Annotated in this window: 16 protein-coding genes; 13 read left to right on the forward strand and 3 right to left on the reverse strand. The window is 67.4% G+C overall.

Features of this window, described 5'->3' with window-relative positions:
* Window positions 1-340 precede the first annotated feature (340 nt).
* On the reverse strand, window positions 341-1,258 hold the full coding sequence (locus Tchl_RS01115) for a LysR family transcriptional regulator (protein WP_075146767.1): 918 nt from the start codon (window positions 1,256-1,258) through the stop codon (window positions 341-343).
* 138 nt (window positions 1,259-1,396) lie between these two features.
* Here Tchl_RS01115 and Tchl_RS01120 point away from each other — a divergent pair, with 138 nt between their 5' ends.
* The 9 genes from Tchl_RS01120 to Tchl_RS01160 all read left to right on the forward strand — a co-directional run bounded on the left by Tchl_RS01120 (window position 1,397) and on the right by Tchl_RS01160 (window position 11,636).
* On the forward strand, window positions 1,397-1,948 hold the full coding sequence (locus tag Tchl_RS01120) for a VOC family protein (protein WP_075146768.1): 552 nt from the start codon (window positions 1,397-1,399) through the stop codon (window positions 1,946-1,948).
* A complete protein-coding gene (locus Tchl_RS01125) occupies window positions 1,945-2,955 on the forward strand; it encodes a fumarylacetoacetate hydrolase family protein (RefSeq protein ID WP_075146769.1) in 1,011 nt (336 codons plus the stop codon). The genes Tchl_RS01120 and Tchl_RS01125 overlap by 4 nt, the downstream gene beginning before the upstream one ends.
* A gap of 4 nt (window positions 2,956-2,959) precedes the next feature.
* A complete protein-coding gene (gene maiA / locus Tchl_RS01130; protein ID WP_075146770.1) occupies window positions 2,960-3,604 on the forward strand; it encodes a maleylacetoacetate isomerase in 645 nt (214 codons plus the stop codon).
* A 90-nt stretch (window positions 3,605-3,694) separates the two neighbouring features.
* Window positions 3,695-5,686 (forward strand): acetoacetate--CoA ligase, encoded by a 1,992-nt coding sequence (locus Tchl_RS01135; protein WP_075146771.1) that lies wholly within the window; start codon window positions 3,695-3,697, stop codon window positions 5,684-5,686.
* Between the two features lie 150 nt (window positions 5,687-5,836).
* Window positions 5,837-8,089 (forward strand): cytochrome P450/oxidoreductase, encoded by a 2,253-nt coding sequence (locus Tchl_RS01140; RefSeq protein ID WP_075146772.1) that lies wholly within the window; start codon window positions 5,837-5,839, stop codon window positions 8,087-8,089.
* Between the two features lie 42 nt (window positions 8,090-8,131).
* The gene (locus Tchl_RS01145) at window positions 8,132-9,178 is read left to right on the forward strand and encodes a TRAP transporter substrate-binding protein (RefSeq protein ID WP_075146773.1); all 1,047 of its coding nucleotides are present in this window, start codon (window positions 8,132-8,134) and stop codon (window positions 9,176-9,178) included.
* A gap of 73 nt (window positions 9,179-9,251) precedes the next feature.
* The gene (locus Tchl_RS01150) at window positions 9,252-9,740 is read left to right on the forward strand and encodes a TRAP transporter small permease (RefSeq protein ID WP_075146774.1); all 489 of its coding nucleotides are present in this window, start codon (window positions 9,252-9,254) and stop codon (window positions 9,738-9,740) included.
* Window positions 9,733-11,034, forward strand: coding sequence for a TRAP transporter large permease (locus Tchl_RS01155; protein ID WP_075146775.1), 1,302 nt, complete (start codon window positions 9,733-9,735; stop codon window positions 11,032-11,034). The genes Tchl_RS01150 and Tchl_RS01155 overlap by 8 nt, the downstream gene beginning before the upstream one ends.
* A gap of 98 nt (window positions 11,035-11,132) precedes the next feature.
* Window positions 11,133-11,636, forward strand: a complete 504-nt coding sequence (locus Tchl_RS01160) for a hemerythrin domain-containing protein (protein WP_075146776.1) — start codon at window positions 11,133-11,135, stop codon at window positions 11,634-11,636.
* A gap of 25 nt (window positions 11,637-11,661) precedes the next feature.
* On the opposite strand, the gene Tchl_RS01165 is transcribed toward Tchl_RS01160, so the two are convergent.
* Together Tchl_RS01165 and Tchl_RS01170 are read right to left on the reverse strand one after the other, a co-directional pair.
* A complete protein-coding gene (locus Tchl_RS01165; RefSeq protein WP_075146777.1) occupies window positions 11,662-12,210 on the reverse strand; it encodes a chromate transporter in 549 nt (182 codons plus the stop codon).
* Window positions 12,207-12,926 (reverse strand): chromate transporter, encoded by a 720-nt coding sequence (locus Tchl_RS01170; RefSeq protein ID WP_083945086.1) that lies wholly within the window; start codon window positions 12,924-12,926, stop codon window positions 12,207-12,209. The genes Tchl_RS01165 and Tchl_RS01170 overlap by 4 nt, the downstream gene beginning before the upstream one ends.
* A gap of 251 nt (window positions 12,927-13,177) precedes the next feature.
* On the opposite strand from Tchl_RS01170, the gene Tchl_RS01175 reads away from it, so the two are divergent.
* The 4 genes from Tchl_RS01175 (at window position 13,178) to rpoZ (ending at window position 16,194) form a co-directional block, all read left to right on the forward strand.
* Window positions 13,178-14,059 (forward strand): alpha/beta fold hydrolase, encoded by an 882-nt coding sequence (locus Tchl_RS01175; protein WP_075146778.1) that lies wholly within the window; start codon window positions 13,178-13,180, stop codon window positions 14,057-14,059.
* A complete protein-coding gene (locus Tchl_RS01180) occupies window positions 14,056-15,258 on the forward strand; it encodes an FIST signal transduction protein (RefSeq protein WP_075146779.1) in 1,203 nt (400 codons plus the stop codon). The genes Tchl_RS01175 and Tchl_RS01180 overlap by 4 nt, the downstream gene beginning before the upstream one ends.
* 103 nt (window positions 15,259-15,361) lie before the next feature.
* Window positions 15,362-15,976, forward strand: a complete 615-nt coding sequence (gene gmk / locus Tchl_RS01185; protein ID WP_075146780.1) for a guanylate kinase — start codon at window positions 15,362-15,364, stop codon at window positions 15,974-15,976.
* Window positions 15,977-15,978: 2 nt separating this feature from the next.
* Entirely contained in the window at window positions 15,979-16,194 is a 216-nt protein-coding gene (rpoZ, locus tag Tchl_RS01190; RefSeq protein ID WP_075146781.1) for a DNA-directed RNA polymerase subunit omega, read from the forward strand.
* Window positions 16,195-16,211 lie beyond the last annotated feature (17 nt).

Consider the following 16,211-nt stretch of genomic DNA (forward strand, 5'->3'; position numbering starts at 1 on the left):
TAAGATGAAACTTTTACGGCTGTTCTGTGCAGCTTTCCTGCTTTGCCGCGAGATATCGCGCCAAATGGATGGGGTTGGAACGAAGCCTGGAAACCCGCTCGAACCCTGTAAACAGTGCCTTATCGGTCGATTGTGGCGATCGAGTGCACGCCTTGCTGCAAGGGATGAGTCAGTCGGTAACTAGCGGGTAGCCCGGAATCGATGGTTGAAGGCTAACAGAAGATGCATTTAAAAAGCAACTATAAAATGTTCGATGTTCAACTGTTTGGGTGGAAGCGGTGTCCGGTCGCGATGCCGGGATGCGCCGGGTGCGGCTCCGCCGCCGCGGCATCCATGCTTTTTACGTATCCGCGGCGGAGAAGATGGCGTGCTCTGCGATGTATCGTGACAAATGATCGCGGAACGCCGCGGCGGCAGGCGAGAGCGAGCGGCCGTTGCGGGTGAAGATGTAGAAGCGGCGGAAGACTTCAGGGGCAACGAGCGGGCGCATCCTCAAGCCATACAGGCGGACGAGCGAAGCGGCATAGGGAATGCAGATCGTCGCCCCGAGTCCGACCGAAACCATGCTCAGTGCGGTGGACATGAAGGTCACGGTCGCGTTGGGGTTGAGGTCGAGTTCGCGCATCGCGTTGTGAAGATCGGTCGACAGGCGCTCGGTGAACTGACCCTGCAGGGTGATCAGCGGGTAGCTGGCGAGTTCGGCCCAGCGCACCGACCCGGCGTTCGCCAGCGGGTGGTCGCGGTGAAAAACCGCATGGAAGGGCAACTCGAAGAGCAGCGCGGCGTCGATGTCGGAATTCGGGTCCCGCTCGGGGCCGACCCCGAGGTCCACCTCCCCGGAAAAGACCCGTGAGGTCACGCTCTCGACCGCGCAGTCGATGAGCCGGATGGTGATGTCCGGATGGTCGCGCGCAAACGCAGCGATCACGTCCGGCAGTAGCGTGCAGGCCATCAACTGGGGGGCCGCGATGCGCACCACACCCCGTTTCAGTGCCTTGATGTTTGCAACCTCGTCGAGCGCACCGTCGAGGTCGACGAGGATCTTCTCGATGTGCGGATAGATCCCGCGGCCGACCTCCGACAACTGGATCCGCCGTGTGCTGCGGTCGAACAAGCGAACGCCCAGGACCTGCTCCAGTTCCTTGATCAGCCCGCTGAGGGCCGACTGCGTGATGTAGAGGCTCTCGGCCGCGAGGGTGAAACTCCCGGTCCGGGTGACGGCGAGGAAGGCGCGGAGCTGGCGCAGCGTTACATTCATTTGCTTATCCGATAAGTCGATATGAAAAAGTCGTTTGAATGATAAAACGGTTTCGACTTTAATGGCGTTGTGACTTATGCGGCAATAAACGCAACACCCCCTTGCCGAGGGGACGTTTACCAGAGAGAGGAGACTGCAATGACCCCGATCGTGAAAAAGATCCACCACGTGGCCTACCGCTGCAAGGACGCGCTCGAGACCGCGCGCTGGTACGAAAAGCATCTCGGCATGAAGCTGGTGCTGTCGATCGCCGAGGACGCGGTGCCTTCCACCGGCGAGCCCGATCCCTACATGCACATCTTCCTCGACGCCGGCATGGGCAACGTGCTCGCTTTCTTCGAGCTGCCCACCTGCACGCCGATGGGGCGCGATCAGAACACCCCGGCATGGACCCAGCACCTGGCGCTGCAGGTCGAGTCGATCGAGGTGATGATGGCGGCCAAGGCCCGCCTCGAGGCCGAAGGCATCGAAGTCGTCGGCCCCACCGACCACGCCCTGTTCCAGTCGATCTACTTCTACGACCCCAACGGCCATCGCCTCGAGCTTGCGGCCAACACCGCCTCGCCGAAGATGTACGAGGCCCTCGACCAGGTGAAGTGGGCGATGCTCGAGGAGTGGGCGCAGACGAAGAAGGCTCCCAAGCATGCCGCCTGGATGCACGACGGCAGCTACAAGGAGATGTTCAAGTGAAACTCGCCACCCTCAAGCACGGCGGCCGCGACGGCACCCTGGTCGTCGTCAGCCGCGACCTCACCCGCTGCCGTGCGGTGCCGGCGATCGCGCGCACGCTGCAGGCCGCGCTCGACGACTGGGCGGTGTGCGAGCCGCAGTTGCGCCAGGTGTACGAGGCGGTCAACAGCGGCGCGGTCGACGCGCAGCCCTTCGACCAGGCCGCCTGCGCCTCGCCCCTGCCGCGCGCCTATCAGTGGGCCGACGGCTCGGCCTACCTCAACCACGTCGAACTGGTGCGCCGCGCGCGCAACGCCGAAGTGCCGGCGAGCTTCTACACCGACCCGCTGATGTACCAGGGCGGCTCGGACAGCTTCATCGGCCCGCGCGACGCGGTGGTGGCCGACGAGGCCTGGGGGATCGACTTCGAGGCCGAAGTCACCGTGGTCACCGGCGACGTGGCGCTGGGGGCGAGCCCGGAAGAGGCGGCGCAGGCGATCCGGCTGGTGATGCTGGTGAACGACGTATCGCTGCGCAACCTGATCCCGAATGAGCTCGCGAAGGGCTTCGGCTTCTTCCAGAGCAAGCCCGCTTCGGCCTTCAGTCCGGTGGCGGTGACGCCCGACGAGCTCGGCGCGGCGTGGAAGGACGCCAAGGTGCACCTGCCGCTGGTGGTGCATCTGAACGACAAGCTGTTCGGCAAGCCGAACGCCGGTGTGGACATGACGTTCGACTTCGGCCGGCTGGTCGCCCACGTGGCGAAGACGCGCGCGCTCGAGGCCGGCTCGATCATCGGCTCGGGGACGGTGTCGAACAAGCAGGGCGACCTGTGGGGCTCGTCGATCGAGCACGGCGGTGTCGGCTACTGCTGCCTGGCGGAGCTGCGCACCTACGAGACCATCGAGCAGGGCAAGCCGGCGACTCCGTTCATGGGCGACGGCGATACCGTGCGCATCGAGATGTTCGATCGCGAGGGCCGCAGCGTGTTCGGCACGATCGAGAACCGGGTGGCGGCGCTCGGGGGCTGAGGCGATGAAGCTCTACACCTACTTCCGCAGCTCGGCCGCCTACCGCGTGCGGATCGCCCTCCACCTCAAGGGGCTGGACTACGAGGCGGTCCCGGTTCACCTGACACGCGACGGCGGGGAGCAGCGTCGGCCCGAGTATCTGGTGCTGAATCCGGCCGGCCTGGTGCCGGCGCTGGAGGATGCGGGGCGGGTGCTGACGCAGTCGCTCGCGATCATCGAGTATCTGGACGAGACCCATCCGCAGGCGCCGCTGTTGCCCGCGCAGGCGCTCGATCGGGCGCGCGTGCGCGAGATCGCCCAGATGATCGCCTGCGACCTCCACCCGATCAACAACCTGCGGGTGCTGCAGTACCTCGGGCGGGAGTTCGGCGCCACCGAAGCGCAGCGCAATGCGTGGTACCGGCACTGGGTCGAGCTCGGCCTCGCCGCGGTCGAGGCCCGCCTCGCCGGCGACGGGCGCAGCGGGGCATTCTGCCATGGCGACCGCCCCGGCCTGGCCGACTGCTGCCTGGTGCCCCAGGTGTTCAACGCCCGGCGTTTCGACTGCGATCTCTCGGCGATGCCAACGGTGCGCGCGATCGCCGCCCGGTGCGAGGAGCTGGAGGCGTTCCGGCGCGCGGCACCGGCGGCGCAGCCCGATGCCGAGTGAGGCCCGGCCGGGCGGTCCGGTAACGGCCGCGTCCGGCGCGCGCGGGCAGGCGCGCCCTGAATCGCATACGCATACGAATGAGTGGCATCGATGAAGACTGATCAACCTCTCTGGACCCCCTCCGCCGAGCGCGTGGCGAACGCCACCGTCACCGCCTTCCGCCTCGCGGCGGAGAGGCGCTGGGGCGTGTCCCTGCCCGACTACGGTGCGCTGTACGCCTGGTCGGTGGCGCAGCCCGAGCAGTTCTGGGTCAGCATATGGGACGGCATATGGGACGGCGAGGGCAGCGGCGGCGTCATCGGCGCGCGCGGCGCGCGCGTGCTGGTCGACGCCGATCGCATGCCGGGGGCGAAGTGGTTTCCCGATGCGCGGCTGAACTTCGCGCAAAACCTGCTGCGCGCGCGCGACGACCAGGATGCGATCGTGTTCTGGGGCGAGGACCGGGTGCACAACCGCCTCACCCGCGCCGAACTGTACCGGGCGGTGGCCCACTTCGCCGCCGCGCTGCGCGAGCAGGGCGTGGTCGCCGGCGACCGGGTCGCGGCCTACATGCCGAACCTGCCCGAGACGGTGATCGCGATGCTCGCGGCGGCGAGCATCGGCGCGGTGTTCACTTCGGCCTCGCCCGACTTCGGGGTGCAGGGCGTGCTCGACCGCTTCGGCCAGACCGCACCCAAGGTGCTGCTCGCCTGCGACGGCTACTACTACAACGGCAAGACCGTCGATGTGCTCGGCAAGCTGGGCGAGATCGTCGGCGGGCTGCCCTCGGTCGAGCGCGTCGTCGTCGTCCCCTACGTGCATCACCGCGACGACCTCGCCGGGGTGCCCCATGCGCGCTCGTACGCCGACTTCGTCGCCCCGTTCCGCCTCGTTGACGACATCGAGTTCGCCGCGCTGCCCTTCGACCACCCGCTCTACATCATGTACTCCTCGGGCACCACCGGCGTGCCCAAGTGCATCGTGCACGGCGCCGGTGGCACCTTGCTGCAGCACCTCAAGGAGCACCGCCTCCATGCCGACGTCAAACCCGGCGACCGCGTCTTCTACTTCACCACCTGCGGCTGGATGATGTGGAACTGGCTGGTGTCGGCGCTCGCCGCCGAAGCCACCGTGCTGCTCTACGACGGCTCGCCCTTCGCCGGCGCCAACCGGATCCTGTTCGACTACGCCGATTCGGAGCGCATGACCCACTTCGGCACCTCGGCGAAGTTCCTCGACGCCGCGGCGAAATTTGGCCTCAAGCCCCGGGAAAGCCACCGCCTCGATACGGTGCGCGCGCTGCTGAGCACCGGCAGCCCGCTGGTGGCCGAAGGCTTCGACTACGTCTATCGCGAGATCAAGGCCGACCTCCAGCTGTCGTCGATCTCGGGCGGCACCGACATCGCCTCCTGCTTCGTCCTCGGCTCCCCGGTGCGGCCGGTGTGGCGCGGCGAGATCCAGTGCCGCGGCCTGGGGATGGCGGTCGAGGTGTGGGACGAGGACGGCCGCCCGCTGCGCGGGGAAAAGGGCGAGCTGGTGTGCACGCGGCCGTTCCCGGCGATGCCGGTCGGCTTCTGGAACGACGCCGACGGCAGCAAGTACCGCGCCGCCTACTTCGAGCGCTTTCCCGGAGTGTGGTGCCATGGCGACTTCTGCGAGCTCACCGCGCACGACGGCGTAGTGATCTACGGGCGCTCGGACGCGACCCTGAACCCGGGCGGGGTGCGCATCGGCACCGCCGAGATCTACCGCCAGGTCGAGCAGCTCGCCGAAGTGGTCGAATCCCTGGTGATCGGCCAGGACTGGCCGCCGCAGAACCCCAACGACGTGCGCGTGGTGCTGTTCGTCAAGCTGCGCGAAGGCCTCGTGCTCGACGAGGCGCTCGTCGAGCGCATCCGGCGCACCATCCGCGAGCACACCACGCCGCGCCACGTGCCGGCGAAAGTGCTGCAGGTGGCGGACATTCCGCGCACCAAGAGCGGCAAGATCGTCGAACTGGCGGTGCGCAACGTGGTGCACGGCCGTCCGGTGAAGAACCAGGAAGCGCTCGCCAACCCCGAGGCGCTGGCGCACTTCCGCAATCGTGCCGAGCTGCAATCCTGAATGATCGGGGTGGATTGCCAACGCTTCGGGATGGTTTGTTTCCTATAACTGAACCTGTCAGGAAGAGACGTCGTGACGATCGAGAACTCAACTCAACCGCAGCCGGCGCGGGGCGCATGCCCTGTCCGTCATTCCGAGGGCGCTTGTCCGGTGTCCGGGCTGGCCGCCGCCTTCGACCCCTTCGAGGGGCCGTACCAGGTCGATCCGGCCGAGGCGCTGCGCTGGTCGCGCGATCAGCTGCCGGTTTTCTACAGCCCCAAACTCGGTTACTGGATCGTCAGCCGCTATGACGACATAAAGTCCGTGTTCCGTGACAACGTGCTGTATTCACCGCGCAATGCGCTGGAAAAGATCACTCCGGCGACGCCGGAGGCGATGAAGGTGCTCGCAAGCTATGGCTATGCGATGAACCGGACGCTGGTCAACGAGGACGAGCCCGCCCACATGGAGCGCCGCCGCGTCTTGCTCGACCACTTCATGCCCGAGAACCTCGAGGCCAAGCAGGAGATGGTCCGGCGCCTGACACGGGAGAAGATCGACGGCTTCATCGACCGTGGCCGCGTCGACCTGGTCGAAGAAATGCTGTACGAGGTTCCGCTGACGATCGCGCTGCACTTTCTCGGCGTGCCCGAGGACGAGATCGAGCGCATGCGCAGCTTCGCGGTCGCGCATGCGGTCAACACCTGGGGGCGGCCGACGCCGGAGCAGCAGATCGAGGTCGCCCATGCGGTGGGCCGTTTCTGGCAATACGCCGGCGAAGTGATCGAAAAGATGCGGGCCGATCCGGACGGTGAGGGCTGGATGCACTACACCATCCGCAAGAACGCCGAGATTCCCGAGATCGTCACCGACAGCTATGTCCATTCGATGATGATGGCGATCATCGTCGCGGCGCACGAGACCACCTCGCTGGCCTCGACCAACATGTTCAAGACGCTGCTGACCCATCGCGACGCCTGGGAGGACGTGTGTGCCGACCCGTCGCTGATCCCCAACGCGGTCGAGGAGTGCCTGCGCTATGCCGGATCGATGGTGGCCTGGCGGCGCGAGACCACCGCTCCCGCGCAGCTGGGCGGCGTGGAGCTGCCCGCAGGCGCGAAGCTGCTGATCGTTCAGGCCTCGGGCAACCAGGACGAGCGCCACTTCGAAGACGGTGACAAGTTCGACATCTACCGCGACAACGCAGTCGAGCATCTGACGTTTGGCTATGGCAGCCACCAGTGCCTGGGCAAGAACATCGGCCGCCTGGAGATGCGCATCTTCCTCGAAGAGATGAGCCGCCGCCTGCCCCACCTTCGCCTCGCCGAGCAGGAATTCACCTACCTGCCGAATACCTCGTTCCGCGGCCCCAACAACCTGTGGGTGGAATGGAACCCCGAGCAGAATCCTGAGCGCGCCAACCCGGCGCTACGGCGCGGGGGCGTTCATTTTCCCGTCGGTGCGCCGCTGCGCAAGGAGATCGCGCGCAAGGTCCGGGTGACCGCGGTCCGGCGGGAGGCCGACGGTGTTCTCGGGCTGACGCTGGAGGATGTCAGGGGGCGGCCGCTGCCGCGCTGGAGCGCGGGGGCGCATGGCGAACTCTGCCTGGGCGAATATGAGCGCAAATATTCGCTGTGCGGGCGGCCCGATGCGCCCGGCTACGATGTCGCGATCCTCCTCGAAGAGCAGGGACGCGGCGGGTCCCGTTATCTCCATGAAGTCGTGCGCCCGGGGACGGAATTGAAGTTGCGGGGGCCCAACAACTTGTTCCGCCTCGATGAAAGCGCCCGCGGCTACGTGCTGGTTGCGGGCGGAATCGGGATCACGCCGATCCTGGCGATGGCGGACCGGCTGAAAATGCTCGGCCGTGATTACGTGATCCATTACGCGGGTCGCTCGCGCGCCTCGATGGCGTTCCTCGCCCGACTCGAATCCGATCACGGTGGCCATGTCCGGATCTATTCAAAACAAGAGGGCGAGCGCGTCGATCTGCCGGCCATCGTCGGTTCCTTGGCGGAAGGCGCGCAGATCTACGCTTGCGGACCGGCGCGGATGATTCGCGCGCTGGAAGACCTTAGCGCTGAATTGCCGGGCAATACGCTTCATTTCGAACATTTCTCTGCACAGGGCTCCGGCCTCGATCCGGAGCAGGAGAGTGCCTTCGAGGTGGAGTTGATGGATTCCGGCCTGACCGTAGCGGTTGCCGCCGATACGACGCTGCTCGAAGCGATCCGGGCGGTCGGCATCGACCTCGCCAGCGATTGCTGCGAGGGGCTGTGCGGGAGCTGCGAGGTGACCGTGCTGGAGGGCGAGATCGATCACCGCGATCTGGTCCTGACCCGCTCAGAACGGGCTGAAAACCGGCGCATGATGGCGTGTTGTTCCCGCGCCAAAAGTGGAGGGCGGATCAAGCTGGCGCTGTGATCCCGCGAGTCGTAGCCAAGAAGTTCACACAGGAGAGACAAAATGAAATCCAAGCGTAATGCACTCATCGGTGCCGCACTGTCGGCGGTGATGGCTCTGGGTATCGCGAACGACGCCGAAGCCCGGACCAAATTGAAGCTCAGCCACTATCTGCCTTCGGTGCACGGCATCCATACCGATTTCATCATGCCGTGGACCAAGCAGGTCGCGGAGTGCTCCGGTGGCGAAGTCGAGTTCGAGGTGTTCCCGGCCGGTACCCAACTGGGCAACGTCGCGCGCCAGCAGGAGCAGGTCGTCGCTGGCGTGGTCGATATCGCCCACGGCCTGCACGGCATCCCGCGCGGCCGCTTTCCGCGGACCTCGCTGATCGACATGCCCTTCCTGACCGATGACGCGGGCGCGGCGACGCATGCGCTGTGGCAGCTGCTGCCCGGGGTACTGGCTGAAGAGTACAAAGGCCTGAAGGTCCTGGCGCTTCATGCGCATAACGGCGGCTTGCTGCACACCCGCGGGAAGAAGGTCGAGACCATGGAGGACATGAAAGGGCTGCGTATCCGCACGCCGAGCCCGGCGGTTTCGGACATGCTGTCCTTCCTCGGCGCGACGCCGCAGGGCCTGCCGCCCGGCGAAGTCTACGAGAACCTCCAGCGCGGCGTGCTGGACGGCACCGTATTCCCCTGGGATCCGGTCAAGTCCTTCGGCCTGAACGAGGTGTTGAGCAACCACCTCGATCTCGGCGCCTACACCGTGTCGTTCTTCTTCGTCATGAACGAGCGCTCGTATGCGCGGCTCAGCCCGAAGGCGCGCGCCTGCATCGATCAGCACTCGGGGGACGCGCTGGTCGCCAAGTTCGACGCCTGGTGGGACGCCTGGGACAAGCCGGGGCGCGACGAAGCAGTTGCCGCCGGCCATGTGGTCACCGAGCTGTCGGATGCCGAGCGTGAACGCTGGCGCAAGGCGCTGCAGCCGATGATCGAGGCCTACGTCCAGAAAGTGAAGAACGAAGGCGTGGACAATGCCGAGGAGATCTACCGCCTGATGCAGGAAAAGGTCGCCGCATTCCAGGCGGCGAAACAGCAAGGACGTTGAAGTCCTGGCCCGGACCGGTCCGTGCGGCAGCCGTGCCCGGACCGGTCGCTCACCTCTGATAGGAGACAACCCGGTGACTCGAGTGCATAGCCTCGCACGTTCCCTCGTGACGGCCCTGGCCGCATTGGGCGTCGCCGCATACGGCGGTGCCGCGCTGGTCACGGTGGCCGATGTGATTGGACGGAACTTCGACCTGCCCGTGCAAGGGGTGGTCGATCTGGTGCAGTTGCTGGTCGTCACCGGCGCCTGGCTGGTGATGCCGTTCGCGTTCATGACCGGTGCCCATGTCGGCGTGGACTTCGTGGTCAAGTCCCTGCCGGGCGCGCTGAGGGCTCCGTTGCGGCTTTTCGTTGCGGCGGTCGCGCTGGCGCTGGTGGGCTTGATGCTCTGGTACGGCTTCGAGACCTTCGACGTCCGTTCGGCTTACGGCGATCGCTCGCAGCAGCTCGGCATTCCGGTGGCGTGGTACTGGTACCCGCTGCTCGCCGGGCTCACCCTGTCGCTGCCTGGAGTTGTGCTGGAGGTGCTTGCCACCTCGCAGAAGGGGACCCGCAATGAGTGATGGATTTCTCGGCCTCGCAGGTTTCGTCGCCGCGCTCGGGTTGATCGCGCTCGGGATGCCGGTCGCCATCGCCATGGGGATCATCGGCGTACTCGGCTACTGGTGGCTGAACGGCTGGGCGGGCACCGCCTATATCCTTGGTTCGAGCCCCTTCGAGTCGATCTTTCCTTATTCCTTCAGCGTCATTCCGCTGTTCGTGATGATGGGCGTCTTTGCCTCCCATGCGGGCTTGTCGCGCTCGCTGTTCAACGCGATCAACAGCTTCGTCGGCCATCGGCGGGGCGGGCTCGCGGTGACCACGGTCGGTGCCTGTGCCTTTTTCGGGGCGATCTGCGGCAGTTCCCTCGCTACGGTCGCGACCATCGGCCGGGTCGCATTGCCCGAGATGAAACGCGCCGGTTACGACGACTCGCTGGCCACGGCCACGGTTGCCGCCGGCGGCACCCTCGGCGTGCTCATCCCGCCGTCGGTACTGCTGGTGATCTACGGCCTGCTGACGCAGAGTTCGATCGGGCAGCTGTTCATTGCCGCGCTGATTCCGGGAATCCTCGGTGCGGTTCTGTATGCGCTCGCGATCGTGGTCCGGGTGAGGCAGAATCCCGGCCTCGCCCCGTCCTCGCCGCGCACGGGGTGGGCCGACCGCATCCGTTATCTCGGGCAGATCTGGCCGGTGGTGGTGCTGTTCGTGACGGTGATCGGTGGCATCTATGTGGGGTTGTTCACGCCGACCGAAGCGGCTGCCGTGGGTGCGGTCGGCGCGTTCCTGCTGGCCCTGAGCTCGGGCAAGCTGAGCGCTCGGGCGCTGCGTGAGTCGGTCGCCGAGACGGCTGCCTTGACCGGGATGATCTTCTTCATCCTGATCGGCGCGGCGCTGTTCAATTTCTTTCTCGAGAACACCGGGCTGCCCCAGTTTCTGATCAGCCAGATCGAGGCTTCCGGCCTCAGCCCGCTGGCCGTGATGGTGCTGATCCTGGTTTTTTACCTGATCCTGGGCTGCTTCATGGACTCCATGTCGATGATCCTGCTGACCGTGCCGCTGCTGGCGCCGGTCGCGCTGCAACTCGATTACAGCCTGATCTGGTTCGGCATCGTCGTCGTCACGGTGGCCGAGATCGGTCTGATCACCCCGCCGATCGGCATGAACCTTTTCGTCGTCCAGGCGGCGACGCGCGGCGTATCGTCCGGGACGGTGGTGCGTGGGATCCTGCCCTTCATCGTCGCCGACCTGTTGCGGCTGGTGCTGCTGCTCGCTTTTCCGGTCCTGGTCCTGTGGTTGCCGGGGGCAATGTCGTGAGCGGGCGATTGCGGCCGGATGCGTACCCCAAAGCGGTCAAAAATTGAAAGGATGCCAACCGTGAGCGAAAAGAGTTCTGCCGGAGGGGCGAGACCCCCATCTCCGATTTCTCCAAGTGCCATGTGGGGATTCTCAAAGAGCTGGAGGCCTTCTCCGAACTGCCGGCGCTTTTATCGGCGGCCGAGCGTGCCAGGCTGGTCGCGCAGCGGGTGGTGGAGATGTTCGGTCAGGCCGTGATCGAGCACCATGCCGAGGAGGAGGAAGAGCTCTTCCCCGCGGTGCTGGCGAGTGCCTTGCCCGGCGAGGAGCTCGAACTCGTCAAACAGCTCGTCGGGCGGCTGGTACGGGAGCATCGCGAAGCGGAAGCCATCTGGAAGCGTCTCGCCCCCGCGGTAAAGAAAGCGGCCAAGGGCCAGAGCGTCCAGATCGATTTCGCCGAAGTCGAGCGCCTGCTGCGCAAATATGCCGAGCATGCCTCCTTCGAGGAAGCGGAATTCCTCCCCCTGTCGGAGCGGATCCTCCGGCGCAATGCGAACCACATGGCTGCGCTGGGCCTCTCGCTGCACATGCGTCACCTGCCCTTCCACACCCGCAACATCTGACCGGCGCGCTTCGGCGCGCGCACGCCTACACCCAGCCGAGCGCGCCTGCGAGCGCGCCGACGGCGATCATCCACATCGGCGCGAGGCGGGTTTTCAGGGTGACCAGGGCGGTGGCGCCGATCAGGGCAAGGGCGCCGAGGCGGTGCTCCGGCGCGCCGACGAAGGGCAGGGCGAGCAGCCAGCCAGTGGCGAACACCAGGCCGACCGTCACCGGCGCCAGCCCGGCGGTGAAGGCGCGCACGCCGGGGGTGTTGCGGCGGCTGGCGCCCCAGCGGCTGACGCCGAGCGAGAGCAGGGTCGACGGCAGCAGGATGCCGACCAGCGCGGCGGCGGCACCGATCACGCCGGCGACCTGGAAGCCCAGCACCGGCACGAACAGCACGTTCGGCCCCGGTGCGGCCTGGGCGAGGGCGATCGCGGTGGTGAAGTCGGCGTCGGCCAGCCAGCCGCGCTCGACGACGAAGTAGCGATGCATCTCCGGCGCGGTCGACATCGCGCCGCCGATCGACAGCAGCGACAGCATCAGGAAATGCAGGAACAGGTCGGCGAGATCGGCCGCGGGGAGTGCGCTCATTGCTCGGCCTCGGGCGGGGAACGGGTAGCGGTGGTGCCTGCGGCGATCGCCCCCGGGCGCTGCGGTCCGGCTCCGGGCGAGGCGGCAGCGTTGCCGGGTTGCGCTGGCGGGCCTCCGCTTTGGCGCATGATGCAGACGCGCGCCAGGCTCCAGCCGGCGAGGCCGAGGCCGATCACGATCCATGCCAGCGGCACGCGGAACACGACCACCGCGATCAGCGCGGTGAGCCCGAGCAGGGCGCACAGCCACGGCCCCATCAGGTTCTTGCGCAGGGTCAGCAGCATCTTGCACGCCATCGCCAGGATCAGCCCCGCAGCCACCGCGCCCATGCCGCGCAGCGCGCCCGCCACCGCCGGGTAGCCCGCCAGCTGCTGGTAGCCGGCGGCGGCGGCGAGCACCAGCACGAGCGGCGCGAGGAGCATCCCGGAGATGGCGGCGAGCGCGCCGCGCCAGCCGAAGAAGCGGTCGCCGACCATCAGCGACAGGTTGACGACGTTGGGCCCGGGCAGCAGCTGGGCCAGCGAGTAGGCTTCGATGAACTCGTCGCGGCCGAGCCAGCCGCGGCGGTCGACGAGCTCGCGCTGTGCCACCGCGAGCACGCCGCCGAAACCCTGCAGGGCGAGGAGGGTGAAGGCGACGAAGAGTGCTCCTGGCGAACGCGGATGGTTGCGGGCGGCGCTGGCGGGCGGTGGCGTGACGCGGGGGACGGAAGTCAAGGCGGACTCGGACAGGCTGGCGGAAAGAACGGCGGCGGAAAAGGATGAGGTCGCGGATGCGCTCGTGCGGGCCGGGGGCCGGGGGCCGGGCGCAGGGGCGAGGCGGGCGGCCCTTCGGACCGCGTCAAAGGCACCGATTATAAGCGCTGCCCCGGCACAGGCCAGGTGCCGGCCGCCGTGTGCGGCGGGTACGGCCGCCGTGCGGAGGCTAGAATGAAGGCAGGATCCTTACTGCTGTCTTCCATTTTTGTATGCGCCACACCATCTCCACCACCGAACAACTCGATATCCGCGGCCTGCAGTACAAGGTCCGGCGCTGGGGCGCGGCCGATGCGCCGCGACTGTTCCTGCTCCATGGCTGGATGGATTCGTCGGCGACCTTCCAGTTCGTGGTCGAAGCCCTGCGCCACGACTGGCAGGTGATCGCACCCGACTGGCGCGGCTTCGGCGGCAGCACCTGGCTCGGGCGGCCGTACTGGTTTCCCGACTACTATGCCGACCTCGACGCGCTGCTGGCGCACTACGCCCCCGGCGAGCCGGTGCGCCTGGCCGGCCACAGCATGGGCGGCAACGTCGCCGGCATCTACGCCGGCCTGTACCCGGAACGGGTGAGCCAGGTGGCGATGCTCGATTTCCTCGGCCTCAGGCGCCCGCCCGACGCCGAAGCGCCGGCGTTGCTGCAGAAGTGGATCGCGGCGCAGGCCGAGCCGCCGCGACTGCGCGTCTATCCCGACCATGGCGCGCTCGCCCGCCGGCTGTGCGCGGCCAATCCGCGGCTGACGCCGGAGCGGGCGGATTTTCTCGCCCGCCATGTCGGCCGCGTGCGCGGCGACGGCCAGGTCGAGATGGGCTGCGATCCGTGGCACAAGCTGCCTTCGCCCTTTCCCTACCGGGTCGAGGACGCGATGGCGTGCTGGCGTCGGGTGCGTGCGCCGGTGCTGTTGCTGATCGGCGACGAAGGCTTCGTGCTGGAGCGCTTCGGTGACGATCCGGCCGAACTGCAGCGGCGTGCGGCGTGTTTTGCCGACGTGCGCCAGGTCACGATTTCCGGCGCCGGGCACAACGTCCAGCACGACCAGCCCGAACAGGTTGCGGCCGCGCTGGAGTCCTTCTTCCTTCGGGAGCCGACATGATCCGCGCCCGCTTCGCTTCCGCCCACGCCGCGAACCCCGACTGGCACGTCGCTCTGGCCGAGGCGTTCGATGCGCTGATGCACGATGTCCATGGCGCCATCGCCCATGCCAGCGACATCGAATACACCTTCGGCCTGTGCTACTTCACCGACCACTTCGCCGCCGCTGCCGAGGAACTGCTCGCCGAACTGCAGCGCCGCCTGCCCGGCGTCCATTGGGTGGGCACGGTCGGAGTCGGCGTCGCCGCCACCGGCGCCGAGCATTTCGACGAGCCGGCGCTGGTGCTGATGCTGGCGCCGCTGGCGCGCAACAGCTTCCGGGTGTTTTCCGGGCGCCAGCCGCTGCGCATGGACAGCGAAGGCTTCCATGCCCACACCGCGCTGGTCCACGCCGACGGGCGCACGCCCGACCTGCAGGAGCTGCTGCCCGAACTGGCCGCGCGCACCGCTTCGGGATATCTGTTCGGCGGCCTGTCGGCCTCGCGCCGGCGCGCGGTGCAGATCGCCGATGCGGTGTTCGACGGTGGCGGCCTGTCGGGCGCGGCATTCGCCGAAGAGATCACGGTGATCTCGCGCGTCACCCAGGGCTGCCAGCCGATCGGCCCGCGCCGGCGGGTGTCGCGCGCGCAGGACAACCTCGTCGTCACCCTCGACGGCCGCCCCGCGCTCGCCTGCGCCCTGGAAGACCTCGACCTGCCGCAGGACATGGCCGCCGAGCCGATCGCGCGCGCCCTGTCGAGCACTTTGGTCGGCCTCCACCGCCGCGCCGACGATGACATCGTCGCTCCGGCGGCGTTCGGTGCCGACATGCTGGTGCGCAACATCGTCGGCATGGACCCGCGTGCCCGCGTGCTGGCGATCGCCGACGAGCTCGAGACCGGCACCTGGCTCGCCTTCTGCCGCCGCGATCCGCAGGCGGCGATGGCCGACCTGCGCCGCGCCGCGCGCGAGATCCGCGACCAGCTGCTCGACTGCGAGCAACTCGCCGCCGGCGCCGTGTATGTCAGCTGCTCGGGGCGCGGCGGCCCGCACTTTGGTGCCCCGGCGGCCGAACTGCTGGCGATCCGCGACGTGCTCGGCAATGTGCCGCTGGCGGGATTCTTCGCCGCCGGGGAAATCGCCCACAGCCGGCTCTACGGCTACACCGGGGTGCTGACGGTGTTCGCGATGGCGCGCGCGCCGGGCCAGTTCCCGCGCTGAGGGGCGGGCTGCGGGCCGGCGGTGGAGCGCGCGCCTGGCCCGCTGCTGGCGATGGCGGCGGCGGCGATGGCAGAATGCGACGCTCGACCACGGAGCCGACCCCATGCCCGGAACCCTTTTCATCGTCACCGCGCCTTCGGGCGCGGGCAAGACCACCCTGGTGCACGGACTGCTGCAGCGCGATCCGCGCGTGCAGTTGTCGATCTCCTTCACCACCCGCGCGCCGCGCCCCGGCGAACAGGATGGGCGCGAGTACCGCTTCGTCGACGTGCCCACCTTCCGCGCGCTGCGCGATCGCGGCGAATTCCTCGAGTGGGCGGAAGTGCATGGCAACTACTACGGCACCTCGAAGGCCTGGCTCAGGGAACAGATCGCCGCCGGCCGCGACACCTTGCTCGAAATCGACTGGCAGGGCGCGCAGCAGGTGCGCAAGGCCTTTCCCGGTTCGATCGGGGTGTTCGTGCTGCCGCCGTCGGTGGAGGCGCTCGAGGCGCGCCTGCGCGGACGCGGCACCGACAGCGACGAAGTGATCAGCCGCCGCCTGCTCGGCGCGCGCGGGGAAATGCGCCATGTGGGCGAATTCGACTACGTTATAATCAACGATGAAATCGATGCCGCGCTCGATGACCTCATCGCCGTGGTGCGTGCCTCGCGCCTGCGCTACGAGTGCCAGCACCAGCGGCATCCGCAATATTTCAATTTTCTCGAACAGGACTGAACATGGCCCGCATCACCGTCGAAGACTGCCTCAAACGCATCCCGAACCGCTTCCAGCTCACCCTGGCGGCCACCTACCGTGCCCGCCAGCTGACCATCGGCAGCACGCCGCAGATCGAACTCGACCCCAACGACAAGGACAAGCCCACCGTGATCGCGTTGCGCGAAGTGGCGGCAGGCAAGGTCGGCCTCGAGATGCTCAATCGCGGGCAGGCCTGACCCGCAGGGCGGGGCGA

This window comes from Thauera chlorobenzoica (genome assembly GCF_001922305.1).
GTDB lineage: Bacteria > Pseudomonadota > Gammaproteobacteria > Burkholderiales > Rhodocyclaceae > Thauera > Thauera chlorobenzoica.